Raw genomic sequence first — 21,618 nt, 5'->3', positions numbered from 1 at the left:
AAGGAGTTTTTGAGTGATGAAAGAAGATGTATTGCCGGAAGGGTGGGAACTAAAAAAATTAGGAAGTGTAGTACAGTATGAAAAAGGCAAAAAACCATCAAATTTAAATGATGAAAAAAATGATATTTTTACAATACCCTATATCGATATTCAGGGATTCGAAAAGGGCATTATCAAATCTTGGACAGATGGAAAAAATGCTAGGCTATGTCAAAATTCTGACCTGTTAATGGTGTGGGATGGTGCAAGAGCAGGTTTAGTGGGTTCAGGAAGTACTGGAGCTTTAGGTAGCACATTAATGAAAATATCATTTCCTAAGGTAAATCATACTTATGGATTTTATTTCTTATATTCTAAATTTTCAGATATAAATTCTAATACAAAGGGGACTGGCATCCCTCACGTTGATCCTTCGGTATTATGGAATTTTGAATTCCCCATCCCCCCTCTCCCCGAACAACAATATTTATCCCAAAAACTGACCGCACTTTTGGACGAGGTGGCACAAACCAAACAACGTCTAGAAGCCATCCCAGCCCTGTTAAAACAATTCAGACAATCGGTGCTGGCAGATGCGGTGAGCGGGCGATTGACGGAGGAATGGAGAGAGGAGAATGGAGCGATTTTATCTGAAGGAAAAATTAGCAATTTTGTAACCTTTTCTCCTAAAAAAGACAAACTAGAAGATGATTTAGTTGTTTCTTTTTCTTCAATGCATTTAATGTCTGAAAACGTTTCAGAACATCTAACTTTTGAACAAAAACACTGGAAAGACGTTAAAAAAGGATTTACGTTTTTTAAAAATAATGATGTGCTTTTAGCAAAAATTACACCTTGTTTTGAAAATGGGAAAAGTGCAGTTGCGCAAAATTTGATAAACGGTATTGGAGCGGGTTCAACTGAATTTATGGTTTTTAGATGTAATGAAAGTATTCTACCGAAGTATTTATATTTTAATTTAAATACTGACAGTTTCAGACAAAATGGCACATTAAATATGAGCGGTTCGGTAGGGCATAAACGTGTTCCAAAAGAATTTGTATTAAATTGGAACATTGTGTTGCCATCAATAACAGAACAAACCCAAATCGTCCAAAAAGTCGAAACCTACTTCGCCCTTGCCGACGAAATCGAAACACAAGTAAAGGCGGCATTGGAGAACGTCAATTTGCTCACCCAATCCATTTTAGCCAAAGCCTTCAGCGGGGAATTGTCGGCGGCATGGCGTAACTCAAAAGTGACAGAAACTCAGGGGAACGTATGATTTATCCGAAGGAAATTTTTGAGCTTTATACACAACTAAAACAGCAGAAATCAGAAATAAAAAATATTGAAGCAAAACGTTGTTTAGATGCTGTCAGTGATTCCGTTATGCAGACAATTTGTGCTTTTGCAAATGAAAGTGGCATTGAATACGGCTACTTGTTATTAGGCATTAGTGAACCAAATGAAGCCAATCCAACACATTGGGTTTCAGGTGTAAACAATCCGGATACTGTACTTGACCAAATTCAAACAAATTGCCGCAACCAATTCACTGTCGTGGTTAATATTGATGCCGGCATTGCGACAATTGAAAATAAAACCGTTATTGCCATTAAAGTGTTTGAACTGGACCCAGCCTCCAAACCTTGTGGCTTCAAAAGTGCGGGTAAAAATAAGAAAAATTTTTCTAAGACAGGTATTTGGCGAAGAGGCATTAATGGTGACTATGAAGCAAATGTGGAAGAACTTCAATTCATCTTTACCGAAAAACAAGGTTTATCGTATGAAAATACGTTCTTACCCAATGTGTCGTGGAAAGACATCGATATTGAAAAAATCACGCTTTACCGTAAATTGCGCGCAAGAGTACAACCTAATGCTTCTGAACTTGAATTTGACGATGTAGAGTTATTGAATGCATTTAATCTTATCCGAAAAAAAGATGGCGTAATTCAGCCGAATATCGCCGGTCTACTGTTATTTGGCTCTGATGTGGCATTGCGCAAACACTTACCTATGGCACGTATCGATTACATTCGCCATATCGGCACGCAATGGGTTGAAGAAAGCGATCAGCGTTTTCTCTATACCAAAGATTTTAGAGAGTCGCTAATTAGTGTTGTTCCTCGCTTAGAGGGCGTTATCTTGGATGATATGCCAAACTATTTTAATCTGGAAGAAAACGCATTACAGAGAAGCGATCAATCTATTTTGCCGCAACGCGTTGTCCGTGAGGCTGTAGTAAATATGCTCATGCACCGTGATTATTCACAAAACCAACCATCACAAATTAACCGTTTCAGCAACCGTCTAGAATTACAAAATGCAGGCTACTCCTTAAAAAATATTGATGATTTAGGTAGCCCCAAATCGATTACCCGCAACCCGTTAATTGCAACGGTTCTTTATGATTTACGTTATGCCGAAACAAAAGGCAGCGGTATAAATACAATGCGCAAAAAATTGAAGGAAGCAAAATTAACCCCGCCGGTCTTTTATAGCAATCAAGATGATAACCAATTTCGAGCGGTGTTCTTGTTGCAACATTTAATGCAAGAAGAACAACTCAACTGGTTAAAATTATTTGCAGATTACGAGTTGTCTGATGAAGAATCATCCGCACTCATACTTGCCAAAGAAACGGGGTATGTAGATAACTCCGGATTAAGAGAAATTACCGGACTGGATACGCTATCTTCCAGTAAATTATTAATGAAACTTCGTAAAAAAGAACTGCTCATCATGTTAGGTAAAGGACAACACACGTACTATGTTTTATCCGATTTAGCCAAAGACAAGGAACTTGAACAATTTAATCGTAAACCTGAAAACTTAATCACTAAATCTGAAGAGCTAATCGATAAACCTGAAGAGTTCATTCATAAACCTGAAGAGTTCATTCATAAACCTGAAGAGTTCATTCATAAACCTGAAGAGTTCATCGATAAATCTAGAGAGTTGCTGATGTTGCAGTTACAAGGATTAGCAAAAAAAGCGACAAAAGACAAAGTTCATCAAATTATTCTCATACTTTGTATGGAATCTGCTACACAAGCTGAATCCATCGCAAAAGCATTAAACAGAAATTTAAATTATGTCCGAACAGCTTATTTAGCCCCTCTCTTAAAAGAGGAACTGTTAACTTACAAATTCCTAGAAACCCCAAATCATCCGGAACAAGCTTATCTAATAACCCCGAAAGGTAGAGAATGGTTGAAACAAAAAGGAATTGAATTATGACCAACAACGAAATCGTTCAAAAACTCTGGAATCTCTGCGATGTTTTGCGGGATGACGGGATTAATTACAACCAATATCTCACCGAATTGGTCATGCTGTTATTTATCAAAATGACTCATGAAAAAGAATTGATCAAAAGCGATGACGAGCGTAACCCAATCGAACATTTATTGCCGAAAGGTTGCCGTTGGGAAGACCTTAGCGGACGGGCTGGACAAGCGTTACTCGATGATTACAAAAAGATGTTATTGATTCTATCCACCGGCAAAGACGACGAAAAAGTGGTGCATACAAATCCGCTGTTAATGGCGATTTATGATAATGCGCAAACCCATTTGCGTGAACCTAAACACCTGGAACAACTGATTCGTAATTTTGATGAAATGGATTGGTTTACGGTGCAAAAAGACGGGTTGGGCGACTTATACGAAGGATTATTGGAAAAAAACGCCACGGAAACTAAATCCGGCGCGGGTCAATACTTTACGCCTCGCGCCCTCATTAACGCTATGGTGCGTTGCATTAAACCGCAGCCTAAAGAAACCATTCAAGATCCCGCCGCCGGTACTGCCGGATTTTTAATCGCCGCGGATCAATATATGCGCAAACAAACCGGCGATTACATGGACATTAGTTTTGAAGAACAGCAATTTCAAAGTAAGCACGCGTTTATCGGTGTCGAACTGGTGCCGAATACCCGCCGTTTGGCGTTGATGAATTGCCTATTACATGACATTGAAGGCGGTCCACAAGGCGCGGTGTTGCAAGGAAACACCCTTGGTGAGGCCGGAAAGCGCTTAAAATCGGCAGACATTATTCTTGCTAATCCACCTTTTGGCACTTCTAAAGGCGGTGATGCGGCGATTACCCGCGATGATTTGACTTATGAGACAACCAATAAACAACTTGCCTTTTTACAGCATATTTACCGAAATTTAAAAGAAGGCGGACGTGCCGCCGTTGTATTGCCGGATAATGTCTTGTTTGAAGCGGGCAAAGGCACGGATATCCGTCACGACTTAATGAACAAATGCAATTTACACACCATCTTGCGTTTACCAACCGGCATTTTCTATGCACAAGGCGTTAAAACTAATGTGTTATTTTTCAACAAAGTTTCTAACCATGCAGAAAATAGCACTCAGCAGGTTTGGGTGTATGATTTACGCACCAATATGCCGAGCTTTGGTAAACGTACGCCTTTTACGGAACATCACTTGGCAGCATTTGAGCAGGTTTTTGACCCGACAAGGGCGGTCAAATTTAACGATGAAAATTTGCAGGAAGTACTCCATGCCCGCAAAGAAGGCGAATGGTCTTTCACTGAGGGAGAACATACGGCGGAAAATAGCCGTTGGCGCAGTTTCAGTCGTGAATGGATCGCCAAAAATAAAGGCGATAGCTTGGATATTTCCTGGCTAAAAGATAAATCTGCCGTCGATAGCGAAGACTTGCCAGAGCCCTTAGAATTGATCGAACAGGCAAAAAATGAATTAGAAACCGCATTACTCGCGTTAAATAAATTAATGCGGGAATTAAATTAACCGCACTTTTAGCATAAGGCAAAGCATGAATATCCTAATTATCGGCCCCTCTTGGGTCGGCGATATGATGATGTCGCACAGTTTGTACCAACAATTAAAACTTCAATATCCAAATTGCCAAATTGATGTGATGGCACCGAATTGGTGCAAGCCGTTGCTGGCACGCATGCCGGAAGTGCGTAACGCCATTGAAATGCCGCTCGGACACGGCAAATTTGCGCTGTGTGAACGTTATCATTTAGGTAAAGCATTACGACATCAATACAACATGGCGATTGTGTTGCCGAATTCTTTAAAATCCGCGTTTATCCCTTTATTTGCGAAAATTGCTGTGCGTCGTGGTTGGAAAGGGGAAAGTCGTTATTTTTTACTCAATGACTTACGTAACAACAAACGGGATTACCCGATGATGGTACAACGTTATGTGGCATTGGCGTTTGAAAAAGATGCGGTGCCGAAGGCAGCAGATATTCCCGTTTTAAAACCTTACTTAACCGTTGAGCCAACCCAACAGGCAGAAACCTTAAAAACATTTGAAAAACAGACCGCACTTTTAGGCAATCGTCCGATTATTGGTTTTTGTCCGGGCGCTGAATTTGGCCCGGCAAAACGTTGGCCGCATTATCATTACGCTAAACTGGCCAAAATGTTGATTGAAAAAGGCTATGCTGTGGAATTGTTTGGTTCACCGAAAGACGTAGAAGCCGGCGAACAAATTCGCAATGCATTGCCTGCCGAGTTGCAACCGTTTTGTTTAAATGTAGCGGGACAAACCAATCTGAATCAGGCGGTAGATTTAATTGCTCACTGCACGGCGATCGTGAGTAACGACAGTGGTTTAATGCATATCGCGGCAGCCACAGCTCGCCCGTTAGTGGCGCTTTACGGCCCAACCAGCCCAACTTACACACCGCCATTATCCGATAAAGCTGAAATCATCCGTTTAATTGAAGGTGATTTGATAAAAGTGCGTAAAAGCACCGACAGCGCAGAAGGATATCATCAAAGTTTGATCGATATTACGCCACAAAGCGTATTTGAAAAACTCACCGCATTACTGAATAAATAGTTAATCACCGCCAAAGTGCGGTGATTTTTTTGATAAATTCGTTGGGGGATAAAAAGTAAAAGATCTATACTACGGCTTTAATTTACTCTTTCGGAGTTGTTATGCCGGATCGTTCTCCTAATATCACAACATATGATCCTTTCGGCAGCTTGTTGGGTTATGCGCCCGGCGGCGTTGCCATTTATTCTTCAGACTATAATACGGCAGATTCGCAGGAATACCCTGACGACGCCGCTTTTCGTAGCTACCTGGGTGGCGAATACATGGGCTATAAGTGGCAATGTGTGGAATTCGCCCGTCGCTATCTTTATCTCAATTACGGCATGGTCTTCACTGATGTGGGCATGGCGTACGAAATTTTTTCCCTGCGTTTTCTACGCCAAGTGGTGAATGACGCATTGTTACCGCTACAAGCCTTTGCCAATGGTGGCAAGCGAGCGCCGGAATGTGGCGCGTTGCTGATTTGGCAAGAAGGGGGCGAGTTCAAACACACCGGTCATGTGGCGATTATCACCGAGGTACTGGCAGACAAAGTCCGTATCGCAGAACAAAATGTGATTCATTCTCGCCTGCCGAGCGGTCAACAATGGACCCGTGAATTGCCAATGATGGTAACAGAGGATGGTTATCGCTTACAGGATACTTTCGAGGATACAGAAATTCTCGGTTGGATGATTCAAACGGACAACGAGGAATTCAGCCTGCCACAACCTATGCCCGAACCGAATAAACTCAACATTTATGCGGAACACATTGAGAATCAAGGGCAATTTTCAGCAAACTGGCTGGATGAAAAAAAACCGTTAGAGGCGGCTTATATTCAAGCAATGCAAGGACATCGAGTGAATCATGGTGATCAATATCGTTATTTTGCGCTTTCCGAAAGCGCACAACATGAACTGATTCGCGCCACAAATGAATTGCATCTCATGTATTTGCACGCTACCGACAAAGTACTCAAAGACGATAGCTTATTGCAATATTTCAACATCCCAAAACTGCTTTGGCCTCGCCTGCGGTTATCTTGGCAAAATCGTCGTTATCAAACCATCAGTGGACGATTAGATTTCTGTCTCGATGAGCGCGGTTTGAAAGTGTATGAATACAATGCTGATTCCGCCTCTTGTCATGCTGAAGCGGGCGCAATCTTGCCTCGTTGGGCGACACAAGCCGGCCTCACTGCGGGGCAGGATCCGAGCGAAGGTTTACTTAATGCGTTGGCAGATACATGGAAACACAGCCATGCGACATCGTTAGTCCATATTATGCAGGATTACGATGCTGAAGAAGATTATCATGCCTTGTTTATGCGTGATGCCCTGACACAAGCCGGTTTTAAAACGAAGATTATTCACGGCACGGAAGGCCTCCACTGGGATACGCGCGGACAATTATTAGACGATGAAAATCAGCGTGTCCAAAGCGTATGGAAAACCTGGGCGTGGGAAACCGTGCTGGAACAATTACGTGAAGATGCGACAGGGCGTGAAGTTGCTCCGCCGATTCGCACCGGTTATCCGGAAGATAAAGTGCGGTTAATTGACGTGTTACTTCGTCCGGAAGTACTGGTTTATGAACCTTTGTGGACAGCTATTCCAAGTAACAAAGCCATTTTGCCGGTGTTATGGTCGTTGTTTCCAAATCACCGTTATTTGTTGGAAGCGGGATTTGAACTGACACCAGAACTAATTAAAAATGGCTATGCACAAAAACCAATTGCCGGTCGTCGTGGGGATAATGTGAAACTCATTGGCGAATGTAAAACCGTGTTAGACAGTACAAACGGCCGTTTTGATAAACAGGAAAACATTTACCAGCAACTTTGGTGTTTACCGAAAGTAGAAGATCAATATGTACAGGTATGCACTTTTACCGTAGGTGGACATTATGCCGGGAGCTGTTTACGTTCTGACCCAACTCGGGTAATTGTCGGCGATAGCGATATGCAGCCGTTGCGCATCTTAAGTGATAAAACATTTGCACAGAAAGTAAAATAAATTTAAGAGAGATCAAAATAGGCACCTTGAAGGTGCCTATTTGTTTTTAAAGTGCGGTAAGAAAACGTAATGTTTTCAGTTAGCCAATTTATTTTTTGTCTTTTGACGCTTCCGGTTTAGCCTCTGCACCTTGTAACCAGCCCGGTGCCACTTTGCTCATATCCGGTAAGTTATGCGCGATACCTTTATGGCAATCAATACAGGTTTTACCATTTTCTTGAGCAAATTTATGCATTTTTTGTGCCACGGTTTTTTGTTGGGAGAAGTCCATACGATCCATTTTGTGGCAGTTGCGACATTCTTGTGAATCGTTGCCTTTCATCCGTGCCCATTCATTTTCAGCCATGTGCGGACGACGGGCGTTAAATTTCTCAAGGGTATCGGTTAAGCCCATATAATGGGCATACACTTCTTTTGCCGCCACCACTTTTCGCCACATTTTCGGGCCAAATTCATGTGGAACGTGGCAATCCGGGCAGCTTGCGCCCACACCGGTACGGGTTTGATAGTGTACACTGTGCAAATATTCCGGATAAGCATCATTGGTGTGGCAACTTGCGCAGAATTCTTCCGTGTTTGTTTGTGCTAAACCATAGTTGAATCCTACCCAAGATAGAATACCGCCGATAAATGACAATACAATGATAGTTCCTACTGCGATACGGCTAGGCGATCTAAACCAGTGCCAGAATCTCTTGAGGATGTTGCTTTTTTTGTCTGACATAGTCACCTCTTATTGTCCGTAACCTTTCATTGGTTTGAATTCGTTTGGCACGATTGGCTCAACATCCGATTGAGATACGTGACATTGCAAACAGAAATAACGACGTGGAGATGCGCTAGAGCCAATGTTACCATCGCGGTCAGCAAAGTGTGTCGGGCTGATACGAGTTGCACCGGTAACACGAGAGGCTTCAACGCTGTGGCAGTTTAAGCATTGGTTAACATTTTTTGTGATTTGGTAGTTTTTTACACTATGTGGCACCATTGGTGGTTGGTTAACATAGTTTAATGCCGGCAATTCGCTTTGTTTTGGTGCATCGTGGAATGCCGGTTTGACACTCTCCGGTGAATTATTGAAAAAGTCGCCGGCACCTGTGTTGGCTTGGTCTGCCATGACGGATGTTGCAAACAATGCCGTCAATACAGCACTACCAAAAGTAAAGAGGTTTTTTCTAGTCATTTTTAATCACTCCCCCGAATGATGGAAATTTTTTTATTTTTATTGGTTTAATGTGACGACAGGAATGTCGTTATTAAACCTATGGCTAAAGGTAAATACTTTTTCAGGACAAACGTCAATACAACGTCCGCAACTGATACAATCTTGTGAAAGCACAAGGAGGCTTTCGCTATTTTTTCCGTGTAATGGTGAACGTAACACTTGCGGTTCAGGGCAAACGTTGTAGCAGTCCATGCAATTATCACATCTTGCGCGGTCAATGACTTTGACCCGAAGCAAGCTTTTTGCACCGATAACGCCATAAGTTGCCCCGATTGGGCAGAGGTGTCCACACCATCCGTGTTCAACAATGAACAAATCAAAGAAGAAGACAACGAGAATTAACCACACTGTTGCACCAAAGCCATAAATTAAGGCTCTTCCTAAGGCGGCAACGGGATTGATCCATTCCCATAATAATAAGCCACTGACGGCACTACCGGCTAAAATCATCACTAAGATGGCGTAGCGTAAACTGCGTGGAATTTTTGCCGTTTGGCGAATGCCTAACTTACGGCGAATCCAAGCAGCACAATCAGTGACGACATTTAGCGGACAAACCCAACCGCAGAATACTTTGCTGCCCAGTAACGCATAGGTGATAAAAATAATTAATGCGCCACTGAGTGTGAGAATTCCCGGTAAGTGACCGCTGGCAAGACTTTCTAAGGTAATTAACGGATCGCTTAATGGAATCACATCAAATAGCAAGCTTCCACTATAATTGCCTTTTAAAATCCAAACGCCGAAGTAAGGTCCACTTAAAAACATCAACAAAATGCTTAATTGGGTTAGACGTCGCCAAAATAAGAAACGATTGGCGTGCCACCACCCTAGCTTTTCTCTGGCTTCTCGTCCGGCAAATTTTGGTGCATTAGCCATTACTTACCTCCTAATACCGGTGCCAAAATAGGTTCCGGAATCTCTTCTACACCTGCCGCAGGAATGGCTCCCGCCGGTGGAGCGACGCCGTCCGGTAGTCGGGTCGGCATGGAAATTAAATCATTTGGCGCAAGTGAATGCCCAGCTTTAGATTTTTCTTCCCAACCTAATCGGTAATGTTTGCCTAGCATACCTTTCGCTAAGGACATTGGAAGCACTTTGATCGCGGCTTCTTCCAATACGCAAGCCTCTTCACATTTACCACAACCGGTACAAGCATCTGAATGTACGGTCGGAATAAACATGGCGTGTTTTCCGGTACGCTCATTACGATGACTTTCTAACGTAATGGCTTTGTCGATTAACGGACAAACCCGATAGCAAACATCGCAACGTAACCCTTGCCAATTCAGGCAGGTTTCATGATCCAACAAGACTGCAAGTCCCATACGGGATTGGTTAATATCCTGTGCATCACGATCTAAAGCACCACTCGGACAGGCATGCGCGCAAGGAATATCCGGACACATTTCACAAGGCTTATCTCGCGCAATGAAGTACGGCGTACCGGCTTCCATTGGCGAAAGCAAGGAGGCCAAATGCAACATATCGTATGGACAAGCTTGGACACACTGACCGCAACGAATGCAGGCAGCAGCAAACTTTTCATCATCCTCAATGGCAAATGGTGGGCGTAATGCCACCCCCTCACGGGCTAAGCTTTGTTTTTGTTGTAAACCTAATAAGAGTCCAAGACCCACTAGCCCCCCCGCAGTACGGGTTGCATCTTTGAGAAATTTTCGGCGTTCAGGCGTGACAGTCGGTTTTTTCATTGTCTTAATGACCGCACCGAAGTGCGGTCGTTTTTTTCATTGTTTATTAAGCTTTTTCCACTTTCACCGCACATTTTTTGAAGTCGGCTTCTTTGGAAAGCGGATCAGTTGCATCTAAGGTGAGCTTATTGGCTAACTGACCGGCATCAAAGAAAGTGGTGTAAACCAAGCCTTCCGGCACTTTATTACGACCACGGGTATCTAAGTAAGAAATCATTTCACCACGACGTGAAGCGATTTTAATCTTGTCGCCATGACGTAATCCGCGTTTTTGCGCATCGTTCGGGTGCATCCAAACTACGTTATTTGGGAAAGCACGGTGCAATTCCGGTACACGACGGGTCATTGTTCCTGTGTGCCAGTGCTCTAACACACGACCGGTACATAACCATAAATCGTATTCTTCATCCGGTGATTCTGCAGGTGGCTCATAAGGTACAGCAAGAATGATCGCTTTTTTATCCGGATAGCCGTAGAACGCCACACCTTCGCCTTCTTTCACATACGGGTCAAAGCCTTCACGGTAACGCCATAAGGTTTCTTTACCGTCAACAACCGGCCAACGTAAGCCGCGTGCCTTGTGATACATATCGAACGGCGCTAAGTCATGACCATGACCACGACCAAATGAAGCATACTCTTCAAATAAGCCTTTATGTAAATAGAAACCGAAGTGATAAGATTCATCGTTTAATTGACCTTCAGCAAGGTCACTTAATGGGAATTTATCAACATTACCGTTGCGATATAATACCTCATATAAAGTTTTGCCTTTATATTCCGGATTTTTCTCTAAAATTTCTGCCGGCCACATTTCATCGGTGGTGAAATATTTAGAGAACTCCACTAATTGCCATACGTCAGACTTCGCTTCACCCGGTGCTTTCACTTGTTGACGCCAGAATTGAGTACGACGTTCCGCATTACCGTAAGCCCCTTCTTTTTCTACCCACATAGCAGTTGGAAGCATTAAGTCAGCCGCTAAACAAGAAACGGTTGGGTATGGGTCGGATACCACGATAAAGTTGTCCGGATTACGCCAGCCCGGGAAGGTCTCTTCGTTAATGTTTGGACCACCTTGCATATTATTGGTACACATTTGCCATAACACACGCATTTTGCCGTCTTTTAATGCACGGCTTTGCGCAACGGCATGGAAACCTAACACATCTGTAATTAATCCTGTAGGCAATTTCCAAATTTTTTCTGCAATTTCACGGTGTTTTGGATTGGTCACCACTAAGTCTGCCGGTAAACGGTGGATAAAGGTACCTACCTCACGCGCTGTACCACAGGCGGACGGTTGACCGGTTAAGGAGAACGGACCGCAACCCGGAATAGAAATTTTACCGGTTAAGAGGTGAATGTTATAAATTAAGTGGTTCACCCACACACCACGTGTATGTTGGTTAGCGCCCATGGTCCAATAAGACACCACTTTACGTTTTGGATCCGCATACAATTTCGCAAGCTCTTCCAATACATCTTTTGGCACACCGGACATTTCGTGAGCTTTATCTAAGGTGTATTCAGAAACTAAAGCTTTCAATTCTTCGAAGTTACTGTCATACATCTTACCGCTGTTTGGATTTTTAGCGGCTTTTTGTAATGGGTGAGTATCACGTAAACCATAACCGATATCGGTTTCACCACGTTTAAATTTGGTGTGTTTATTAACGAAATCCCAGTTAATGGCATCGTTTTGAATTAAGTAATTGATAATGTAGTTTAAAATAACCAAGTCCGTTTGCGGTTTGAAGATTAAACCATAATCGGCTAATTCGAAACTACGGTGTTCATAGGTGGAAAGTACCGCCACTTTCACATCCGGATTGGATAAGCGACGGTCAGTAATACGGGACCATAAGATCGGGTGCATTTCCGCCATGTTGGAACCCCAAAGCACAAAAGCTTCGGCATTTTCGATGTCGTTATAACAACCCATCGGTTCATCCATACCGAAAGTACGCATGAATGCAACCGCCGCAGATGCCATACAGTGACGGGCATTTGGGTCGATGTTGTTAGAGCGGAAACCGGCTTTCCAAAGTTTGGATTTTGCGTAGCCTTCAAAAATGGTGGTTTGACCGGAACTAAACATCCCAACACCATTAGGGCCAAGCTCTTTAATTGCCGCTTTGAATTTTTCTGCCATGGTTTTAAAGGCGACATCCCAGCTAACCGGTGTGAAATCACCGTTTTTATCGTATTTGCCGTCTTTCATACGTAACATTGGCTGGGTTAGACGGTCTTTACCGTACATGATTTTCGGTAAGAAATAGCCTTTGATACAGTTTAAACCACGGTTTACTTCTGCATCCGGGTCACCTTGGGATGCCACAACGCGACCGTCTTTTGTTCCCACTAATACAGCACAACCGGTACCACAGAAACGACATACCGCTTTATCCCATTTGATTTCGGTTTCAGCGGCTTCTACATTTTTCACCGGAATTGCAAGTCCGGCTGCGGTTGCTGCAGCCATAGCAGCATTCGCTTTCATAAAGTCTCTACGACTTAAATTCATAGTGTTTTCCCCCTACTATATGATTTTTGAGTTATTCAGGCTGTTCATCTTGTTGATGATAAATCAGCGAGACGGTAATAACACCGTCAATATCTTTCACAGATTCCATGTTGTTAAGCAAAATATGCTGATCGTGAGACTGCATTACCGCAACAATCTTGCCGATTTTTTCATCAAAAGTTGGCACTTCTGTGTGTGGAATGGCTAAAAGTGCGGTACGAATTGCCGGTATTTTTTTGGGGTTTCCTTGCACCACCAAACCGACAACGTGCCAGTCTTTCGCTTCTTCCATTGATAAGATTTCAGTTTTATTCATCATTGTTAGGATACATAATTTTTATTGCATTCACTGGACAACTGTTTAAACAGGCACCACACCCATTACAGTTCACCACGTTTACCATCGGCTTTGCTATGCCACCAACTTGTAAGCGGAATTGAATGGCATTCACTGGACAGTTATCTTGACAGCTACGACACTCAATTTTCTGTTGCGTTAAGCATAAAGAGGAGATTTCTACCTTGTGTTCCCAAGGTTTCTCATCTATTAAACGAAAAATCGGTTGCTTACAAACATCCACGCATTTATGGCAAAAAGTACATTCACCCTGGCTAAATTGTACTTGCGGAAAGCCAGCCTCACCCTTAATTAAAATATGTGTTTCACACACTTTAATACAGTCGTCGCAACGGGTGCAATGCTGAATAAATACTTGATTATCTTTGCTCCAAGGTGGTCGAATACCATTAAAACCGTGTTTTTTTTGTTGTTCTGTCCGTAACGATGACAAGAAAGAACCACGTAAAAAATGGCGCCGTGAAACATCAGGCGTTGTCATTCGTCTTTACCTACTAATCTATTTTTAGATCCTAAATCTTAATTCCTTCATCGCCAATTAACATAACCATAAATGAGTATTTACCTAATCTTCTACTCTCAATTTGTTTTAGATCAAACTCCATTTTGGGTTTGCCCTTATTCTCCATAAAAAAACTCTTATAAAAAAGATCGCACTTTTTGTTAAACTAGCTTCACGTTTTCCATCAAGGTTTTTTATTGTGAAAATCAAGCATTCTGTTTCTACCCGCATAGCTAACTATCTCATTATAATTATAATCTTTGTTGGCATTATCAGCGCATTTAGTTTAACACTAATGGAAGGTAATCGTTCCTATGCAGAAGCAATTAATGTGTCCGGTTCCTTACGAATGCAGAGTTACCGCTTACTCTATGAAATCGAACACACTCCCCAAATGGTGGAAACAAGCCTACGCCAATACCGAATTAGCTTACATTCAAAGTCTCTGCTAGAAATTAATTATCATCCTTTCGCTTCAAAAGAAGTAAAAGATGCCTATCACAATTTGATTAAACGCTGGGAAGGCATGGAATATCTAGCACGAGAAGGTGACCTTTCAGAATACAAAAAAAACATTGCCAATTATGTGGCGCAAGTGGATCAATTCGTGTTTGCCTTACAACATTCAGCAGAAGAAAGATGGATTTGGGCATTATTTGTCATTATTTTTTCTATGCTACTCATCGTCGCCATGGTGTCTTATGTAAATTGGTATACTCGAAAAGCCGTCGTGACGCCATTAGAGCAACTAACACGCGCCAGTATTCAAGTACAAATGGGAAATTTCAACCATATTCCCTTAGATCTTAAGAAAGAAGATGAATTAGGTCATTTGGCACGTACTTTCACCAAAATGGCCTCGGATTTAAGCAAGTTATATTCTGGCTTGGAGGCGACGGTAAACGAAAAAACCCAAAAATTACAACAAACTAACCACTCTTTAAGCACGCTGTATCATTGTTCACAACTTGTCACAACCAATAAAATTGACAGTAAAATTTTGCAATTAGTCTTACAAAACATCATGCTCAGCGAACACTTGCGCTATCTGGAGCTAGATGTATTGGATATGGCACATTGGCACATTTGCTTAGGTGAGAAAAATGACCACTTAGAATTACAACAAACAGAAGTGACGATTGAAGGAGAAACCTTGGCGGTGTTGTATTGGCAAGCTGGGCTTCCTTGCCCTGATTTACGCACCATGCAAAACTTAGCGCAAATGCTAAGCCGCTCCTTGTATTTCCAGCGCACACAACGTCAACAAGAACAGTTATTGCTCATGGAGGAACGTTCTATTATTGCGCGTGAATTACATGATTCATTGGCACAAGTTTTGGCATTTTTACAAATTCAACTGACACTGCTTAAACATAACTTAAATAAAGACGAACCCGATTCTAAACAAAAAAGTTTGATGATCATTAAACAGTTTGAACAAGCCTTGAGTGATGGTTACAGCCAGTTACGCGAACTGTTAGCCACTTTCCGTTTAACCATTCAGGAAGCCAATTTGAAACTCGCGTTAGAACAAGTGATTGATTCCTTACGCAATCAAACAGATATTCAAATGAGCGTAGATTGTTCTTTGCCCTCGCAAAGTTTTAATGCTCAACAATTAGTCAATGCCTTGCAAATCGTACGCGAGGCGGTACTCAATGCCATTAAACACTCACAAGCAACACTCATTGAAGTCATCGCTCGTACCAACGAAGATGGCGAACAAGAGCTAATTGTGCGTGATAACGGTATCGGCATTCCAAGTTTAGAAGAACCAGATGGACATTACGGACTTAACATCATGCATGAGCGTAGCGCACAACTCAACGCCAAGCTCGCCATTACCAATCAAGCAAGTGGCGGCACAGAAGTAAAAGTCACGCTGGCGCACGCATCATCTTAATTCAGAGGAAATTATGCAGAATTTACAATCCTTCCACACCTTTGCTATTCCGGCGCATGCCGAAAAAATCATTGAAATCTCATCCATTCCGCAACTGAAACAAGTATGGGACGAGTGCCAACAAGAAAATCTGCCTGTGTTGTTTTTAGGGCAAGGTAGCAATGTATTATTTGTCGAGGATTTTGCCGGTGTCGTACTCATTAACCGCCTACTCGGCGTTCAACACAAAGAAGACCCACATTTCCATTATTTACACGTTAATGGTGGCGAAGTATGGCACGATTTAGTGCAATGGAGCATCGAACAAGGCATTTACGGCTTGGAAAATCTCGCCTTAATCCCGGGTTGCGCCGGTTCCGCCCCCATCCAAAATATCGGTGCCTATGGCGTCGAATTTAAAGATGTGTGCGACTATGTAGAGGTATTAAACTTAGCCTCCGGCGAGCAATTCCGTTTAACCAATATCGAATGTGAATTTGGTTATCGGGAAAGTGTATTCAAACATAAATATGCAAAAGGTTATGTCGTGACAGCCGTCGGATTAAAACTGGCAAAAGATTGGAAACCGGTATTGAAATACGGCAACTTGGCAAACCTAGATAAAAGTGCGGTCAGTTCCGCCGGCATTTTTTCAGAAATTTGTGCTATTCGCCAAAGTAAATTGCCCGATCCGAAACAATTTGGTAACGCCGGCAGTTTCTTCAAAAATCCTGTTGTTTCCGCCCAACAATTTGAGCGTCTACAACAAGAATACGCGACAATTCCGCATTTCCCACAAGCAGACGGCAGCATAAAATTAGCCGCAGGTTGGCTTATTGACCAATGCAACTTAAAAGGCTACCAAATCGGCGGCGCAGCGGTACATCAACAGCAAGCTTTGGTTCTTATAAACAAAGGCAATGCCACCGCATCTGATGTCGTTGAATTGGCGCATCACATTTATCATTTGGTGGCGCTTCGCTTCGACATCCAATTACAACCGGAAGTACGTTTTATCGGCAAGTACGGTGAAGTGGATAGTCAACAAACCATCAGTTAATTATAGGAACACCATGACATTTAACGAAATTTTAGCCACATTGCCCACAATTGACCATTTAAATGAAATCAAAATTTTAGAAAACGGCAAACAGGTTCACCAAATTCCGGCTGTCCCCGGCAAATTAGGCTCATTATGGGTATATAACGCGCTTGCAGAAGAATTTAACGGAAAATTAGACCGCACTTCGGCACAGAAAGGCTTGCAACTCTTCGCTGAGCATACGGAAGATGCTCGTCAATTTCCGGGTAAACATCCGAATATTGATTTATTACTGCGCGTGATTGAACAAGACTTGTATTATCACATTGAGGCTCACTAATGGAACAGCAAAAACCATTTCCTATTCCTGTCAATTATTTCAGTATTGTTTTAGGTTTGTCCGCATTAGGCTTGGCTTGGCGTTATGGCACACATACTCTAGGACTGCCTTCGATTGTTAGCGAAACCTTGCTAGGTTTAGCGACTATCATTTGGTTGATATTTATTGTGGCTTATAGCGTGAAATGGTTACGTTTCCCTCAACAAGCCAAAGAAGAATTACATCACTTAATTCTGGGTTGTTTTATCAGTTTAATTCCCATCACCACCATTTTAATTGGCTTGGCTGTCTTGCCATATGCCTTTCCATTATCCATAGGATTAATTGCATTAGGGATCATAGGGCAGTTAGGTTTCGCTGCTTTCCGCGTTGCTGGGTTATGGCGCGGCATTCACAAAGCAGAAGCCGCAACACCGATTATGTATTTACCAACCGTAGCAACTAATTTTGTCAGTGGCACAGCATTAGGCTATTTGGGGTATAACGAGTTGGGAATGCTCTTTTTTGGTGCCGGTGTGTTTTCATGGCTAAGCCTTGAACCCGCAATTTTGCAGCGCTTACGCAATTTAGAGCCCGTTGCACCTGCCGTCCGACCAGCGATAGGTATTCAACTTGCACCGGCATTTGTGGGTTGTTCCACTTACTTAACGTTAAATGGTGGTGAGATAGATTTATTGGTGAAGCTATTCGTCGGTTATGGTGTATTGCAACTGTTGTTCTTAATCCGTTTATTGCCTTGGCTATTCCAAAATGGTTTCACGGTTTCATTTTGGGCATTCTCGTTTGGACTAGCATCCATGGCAAACGTGGGATTGCATATTTATCAAGGTACATCAGACCCTATCCTAAGCGTTATTGGCCTATCCCTATTTTGGTTTGCTTCAACGATGATTGGCCTATTGATTTTAGGGACAATTTACCTCATGATGCGCGATCGTTTTTTAGTAAAATAAAAGAACTTTCAGACAAAAAATTGGTCATATAAACGATGAAAAGACGAATTCCAATCGCTAAAACCGATTGAAATTCTCATAAATTGTGTTATAACTGGGCTCTCTCAATCAAGCCTGGTGACTTTAGTAAGAAGGAAGATGATGGATAAAGAAACTCAAACCATGATGTTAGTTCTCCAAGGAAGCTTAGAAGCCTATATTCGCGCAGCGAATGAATACCCGATGCTAACGGCGGAAGAGGAAAAGGAACTCGCGGAACGTTTGTATTACAACGAAGATATTGAAGCAGCAAAAAAACTCGTGTTATCTCACTTGCGCTTTGTTATCCATGTTGCCCGTGGTTATTCCGGTTATGGCTTGCCACAAGCGGATTTAATTCAAGAAGGCAATATCGGTTTAATGAAAGCAGTTAAGCGTTTTAACCCAGAAGTAGGCGTTCGCTTAGTGTCTTTTGCGGTGCATTGGATCAAAGCAGAAATTCACGAATATGTTTTACGTAACTGGCGTATTGTGAAAGTCGCGACAACCAAAGCACAACGTAAATTGTTCTTTAATCTACGTAAAACCAAACAACGCTTAGGTTGGTTTAATGAAAATGAAGTGGACATGGTGGCGAATGAGTTGGGCGTATCCCCGCAAGATGTGGTGGAAATGGAATCACGCATGACTGGTGCTGATGTGGCATTTGATTTGCCAACAGATGATCATGATGAAGAAACCTATGCGCCGGCATTGTACTTGGAAGACAAAGGCTCCAATTTTGCTGCCGAGTTAGAAAACGAAAACTATGAGGCACAAGCCACAGATCAACTTGCGGTAGCGTTAAATAATCTTGATGCACGTAGCCAAGACATCATCAAAGCCCGCTGGTTAGATGAAACGAAGGCGACCTTGCAAGACCTGGCCGCAAAATACAACATCTCTGCGGAACGTGTTCGTCAGCTAGAGACTAACGCACTGAAAAAACTAAAAAGTGCGGTCAGTTTTTAATGCATTTTTGAAGCGTATAAAAAGAGAAAACCCGCTCCATCGAGAGCGGGTTTTTCTTTTCCAAAGCAATTTATTTTGCTGGAATTTCTGCCAATAATTTCGTGATTAACGACCAATAAATTTGCACTGCCGGAATATGAACCTTCTCATCCGGTGAGTGCGCATTTTTGATTGTTGGCCCGATAGACACCATATCCATATTCGGATAAATTTTCTTCAGTAAACCACATTCCAGACCGGCGTGAATCACTTTGATTGTTGGCTCATAGCCCAAGACGTCCGCATAGATTTTATGGGTTAAATCAACAATTGGTGAATGTGCCTGTGGCTCCCAACCCGGATAAGATCCGGAGAATTCAGCACAAGCACCACTTAATGAAGCAAGCGATGTCAACATCTCAGCAACATATTCTTTGCCACTATCAATAAGTGAACGTACTAAAATTGTGGCTTTAATTTGATTCTCTTCTGTTTTTAATACGCCAACACTGAGGGATGTTTCCACGGTGTTTTCTAATACGTCGCTATTACGAATCACACCATTCGGCAAGACGTTCAAGAAATGAATCACACGTTGTGTGCTAGCCGCAGTAAAGGTTTTCTCAGATTTCTCAGCGGGCTGCAAATCAAAAGTAAGATTCGGTTCAATTAGTGCCAGTTCAGCTTTTAATAAAACAGCAAAATTTTCTACCGCACTTTTTAGTTGAGCCACGTCACCGTTGAAGTTTAACGTTGCAAACGCTTCGCGCGGAATAGCATTACGAATAGAACCACCGCGAATGTCACCTAAAAGGAAATCAAAGTGCGGTTGATTTTGGGTGAGTTTTGCTAAGAAACGCGCAAGCACTTTAATCGCATTAGCACGTCCGGTATGAATATCGCAACCGGAATGCCCGCCACGCAAGCCTTTCAGAATGATTTGGTAACTGTGAGCGAAGGCATTATCTTGATATTCCACCGGCAATGTCACATTCGCATTTTCGCCCCCGGCGCAACCCACATAAATTTCTGCGTTTTCTTCTGTGTCAGTGTTAATCATGATATCGCTTTGTAGCCAATTTGGGCGCAATCCGATAGCCCCTTCCATGCCACGTTCTTCTGTCATGGTGAGTAACACTTCCAAATCCGGATGAGCAATATCATCACTGTCTAAAATCGCTAACGTCGATGCCATCCCAATACCGTTGTCTGCCCCTAAGGTTGTGTCTGTGGCACGTACCCACTCACCATCAATATAAGGACGGATAGGATCGGTGGCAAAATTATGTGAGCTACCTTCATTGGCTTGAGGCACCATATCCAAATGCGCCTGTAAAGCAACTTTTGGACGATTTTCCATGCCTTTTGTTGCCGGTTTACGGATTAACACATTGCCTACATCATCCCGTTCCGCGTAAAAGCCTTTCCCTTTTGCCCAGTTGATGATGAATTCCGCAAGTTCATTTTCTTGGTAGGATGGATGTGGGATTGCACAAATTTGATCAAACCATTTCCATAATAAATTCGGATTTAATTGTTGTATTTCTGACATAGTTCCTCCTTAAAAAATTAGGGAAAATAATAGCATAAAATGCCATTTCGGGTTATCCTAACGCAATTTTTATTTCCAGGGCGATGCCCGTAAAATTTTAAAAAGGTGTGTTTATGAGTGAAAAATATGTTGTGACGTGGGATATGTTCCATATGCACGCACGCAAATTATCTGAACGTTTACTTCCGGCTTCCCAATGGAAAGGCATTGTCGCAGTCAGCCGTGGTGGTTTATTTCCTGGTGCAGTACTTGCCCGTGAGTTAGGTATTCGTCATGTAGAAACCATTTGTATCGCCAGCTATAACCACGATAAACAAGGTGAATTGCAGGTCTTACATGCAGCTCAATTAGAAAACGGTGGGGAAGGATTTATCGTCATTGACGATTTAGTGGACACCGGAAACACTGCGCGCGCTATTCGTGAGATGTACCCGAATGCTCATTTCGTTACTATTTTCGCAAAACCAGCCGGTGCTGAATTAGTTGATGATTATGTAGTTGATATCCCACAAAACACATGGATCGAACAACCTTGGGATATGGGCATTTGTTTCGTTCCACCACTTGCTAGAAAATAAAAAATAATAGAAAAAAAATGACCGCACTTTAATGAAATAAAGAGCGGTCATTTTTTATTGTATTTTCATCAGATTCGTTTTATCAACATGATGAAAACAAAAAGGCGTATCATTCGATACGCCTTTTCAATTGGGTTTTATCA

The 21,618-nt window shown here is 42.4% G+C and carries 19 protein-coding genes; 11 read left to right on the top strand and 8 right to left on the bottom strand.

Going from position 1 to position 21,618, the window contains the following annotated elements; all coding sequences use genetic code 11:
- Window positions 1-16 precede the first annotated feature (16 nt).
- The 5 genes from ACO5E4_RS07925 (at window position 17) to gss (ending at window position 7,835) form a co-directional block, all read left to right on the top strand.
- The gene (locus ACO5E4_RS07925) at window positions 17-1,264 is read left to right on the top strand and encodes a restriction endonuclease subunit S (RefSeq protein ID WP_485862741.1); all 1,248 of its coding nucleotides are present in this window, start codon (window positions 17-19) and stop codon (window positions 1,262-1,264) included.
- Window positions 1,261-3,225 carry an ATP-binding protein gene (locus tag ACO5E4_RS07920; RefSeq protein ID WP_485862653.1) on the top strand — a complete coding sequence of 655 codons (1,965 nt, stop codon included), beginning with the start codon at window positions 1,261-1,263 and terminating at the stop codon, window positions 3,223-3,225. The genes ACO5E4_RS07925 and ACO5E4_RS07920 overlap by 4 nt, the downstream gene beginning before the upstream one ends.
- Window positions 3,222-4,769, top strand: coding sequence for a class I SAM-dependent DNA methyltransferase (locus ACO5E4_RS07915; protein ID WP_485862652.1), 1,548 nt, complete (start codon window positions 3,222-3,224; stop codon window positions 4,767-4,769). The genes ACO5E4_RS07920 and ACO5E4_RS07915 overlap by 4 nt, the downstream gene beginning before the upstream one ends.
- Before the next feature lie 25 nt (window positions 4,770-4,794).
- Window positions 4,795-5,838: a lipopolysaccharide heptosyltransferase II gene (waaF, locus tag ACO5E4_RS07910; protein WP_485862651.1), complete on the top strand. Its 1,044-nt coding sequence runs from the start codon at window positions 4,795-4,797 to the stop codon at window positions 5,836-5,838.
- A gap of 101 nt (window positions 5,839-5,939) precedes the next feature.
- Entirely contained in the window at window positions 5,940-7,835 is a 1,896-nt protein-coding gene (gss, locus tag ACO5E4_RS07905; protein ID WP_485862650.1) for a bifunctional glutathionylspermidine amidase/synthase, read from the top strand.
- Between the two features lie 88 nt (window positions 7,836-7,923).
- On the opposite strand, the gene ACO5E4_RS07900 is transcribed toward gss, so the two are convergent.
- Genes ACO5E4_RS07900 through napF form a run of 7 tightly spaced genes read right to left on the bottom strand, consistent with a single transcriptional unit; the run spans window position 7,924 to window position 14,138 of the window.
- On the bottom strand, window positions 7,924-8,559 hold the full coding sequence (locus ACO5E4_RS07900; protein ID WP_021616331.1) for a NapC/NirT family cytochrome c: 636 nt from the start codon (window positions 8,557-8,559) through the stop codon (window positions 7,924-7,926).
- Window positions 8,560-8,568: 9 nt separating this feature from the next.
- Window positions 8,569-9,018: a nitrate reductase cytochrome c-type subunit gene (locus tag ACO5E4_RS07895; RefSeq protein WP_296025645.1), complete on the bottom strand. Its 450-nt coding sequence runs from the start codon at window positions 9,016-9,018 to the stop codon at window positions 8,569-8,571.
- Between the two features lie 39 nt (window positions 9,019-9,057).
- Window positions 9,058-9,939, bottom strand: coding sequence for a quinol dehydrogenase ferredoxin subunit NapH (gene napH / locus ACO5E4_RS07890; RefSeq protein WP_485862649.1), 882 nt, complete (start codon window positions 9,937-9,939; stop codon window positions 9,058-9,060).
- The gene (gene napG, locus ACO5E4_RS07885; protein ID WP_209363496.1) at window positions 9,939-10,772 is read right to left on the bottom strand and encodes a ferredoxin-type protein NapG; all 834 of its coding nucleotides are present in this window, start codon (window positions 10,770-10,772) and stop codon (window positions 9,939-9,941) included. The genes napH and napG overlap by 1 nt, the downstream gene beginning before the upstream one ends.
- 46 nt (window positions 10,773-10,818) lie before the next feature.
- On the bottom strand, window positions 10,819-13,299 hold the full coding sequence (gene napA, locus ACO5E4_RS07880) for a nitrate reductase catalytic subunit NapA (RefSeq protein WP_485862648.1): 2,481 nt from the start codon (window positions 13,297-13,299) through the stop codon (window positions 10,819-10,821).
- 31 nt (window positions 13,300-13,330) lie between these two features.
- Entirely contained in the window at window positions 13,331-13,615 is a 285-nt protein-coding gene (locus ACO5E4_RS07875; protein WP_209363500.1) for a chaperone NapD, read from the bottom strand.
- Complete coding sequence (gene napF / locus ACO5E4_RS07870; protein ID WP_485862647.1) at window positions 13,608-14,138, bottom strand: ferredoxin-type protein NapF; 531 nt, start codon at window positions 14,136-14,138, stop codon at window positions 13,608-13,610. Before napF ends, ACO5E4_RS07875 begins: the two co-directional genes overlap by 8 nt.
- A gap of 220 nt (window positions 14,139-14,358) precedes the next feature.
- Here napF and narQ point away from each other — a divergent pair, with 220 nt between their 5' ends.
- The 5 genes from narQ to rpoH all read left to right on the top strand — a co-directional run bounded on the left by narQ (window position 14,359) and on the right by rpoH (window position 19,366).
- Window positions 14,359-16,062 (top strand): nitrate/nitrite two-component system sensor histidine kinase NarQ, encoded by a 1,704-nt coding sequence (narQ, locus tag ACO5E4_RS07865; RefSeq protein ID WP_485862646.1) that lies wholly within the window; start codon window positions 14,359-14,361, stop codon window positions 16,060-16,062.
- A 13-nt stretch (window positions 16,063-16,075) separates the two neighbouring features.
- Window positions 16,076-17,101, top strand: coding sequence for a UDP-N-acetylmuramate dehydrogenase (murB, locus tag ACO5E4_RS07860; protein ID WP_485862645.1), 1,026 nt, complete (start codon window positions 16,076-16,078; stop codon window positions 17,099-17,101).
- 13 nt (window positions 17,102-17,114) lie between these two features.
- Window positions 17,115-17,423, top strand: a complete 309-nt coding sequence (locus ACO5E4_RS07855) for a DUF2322 family protein (RefSeq protein ID WP_485862644.1) — start codon at window positions 17,115-17,117, stop codon at window positions 17,421-17,423.
- Window positions 17,423-18,376 (top strand): dicarboxylate transporter/tellurite-resistance protein TehA, encoded by a 954-nt coding sequence (gene tehA / locus ACO5E4_RS07850; protein WP_485862643.1) that lies wholly within the window; start codon window positions 17,423-17,425, stop codon window positions 18,374-18,376. Before ACO5E4_RS07855 ends, tehA begins: the two co-directional genes overlap by 1 nt.
- A gap of 141 nt (window positions 18,377-18,517) precedes the next feature.
- Entirely contained in the window at window positions 18,518-19,366 is an 849-nt protein-coding gene (gene rpoH / locus ACO5E4_RS07845) for an RNA polymerase sigma factor RpoH (RefSeq protein ID WP_485862740.1), read from the top strand.
- A gap of 70 nt (window positions 19,367-19,436) precedes the next feature.
- Here rpoH and ACO5E4_RS07840 read toward each other — a convergent pair whose 3' ends face one another.
- The gene (locus tag ACO5E4_RS07840; RefSeq protein ID WP_485862642.1) at window positions 19,437-20,897 is read right to left on the bottom strand and encodes an aminoacyl-histidine dipeptidase; all 1,461 of its coding nucleotides are present in this window, start codon (window positions 20,895-20,897) and stop codon (window positions 19,437-19,439) included.
- A 113-nt stretch (window positions 20,898-21,010) separates the two neighbouring features.
- Between ACO5E4_RS07840 and gpt the strand changes: the two genes are divergently transcribed.
- The gene (gene gpt, locus ACO5E4_RS07835; RefSeq protein ID WP_485862641.1) at window positions 21,011-21,475 is read left to right on the top strand and encodes a xanthine phosphoribosyltransferase; all 465 of its coding nucleotides are present in this window, start codon (window positions 21,011-21,013) and stop codon (window positions 21,473-21,475) included.
- Window positions 21,476-21,618 lie beyond the last annotated feature (143 nt).

Source organism: Aggregatibacter sp. (assembly GCF_057314075.1).
The sequence above is the reverse complement of the archived record's forward strand: the minus strand, read 5'-3'. Positions and strand labels throughout refer to the sequence as shown.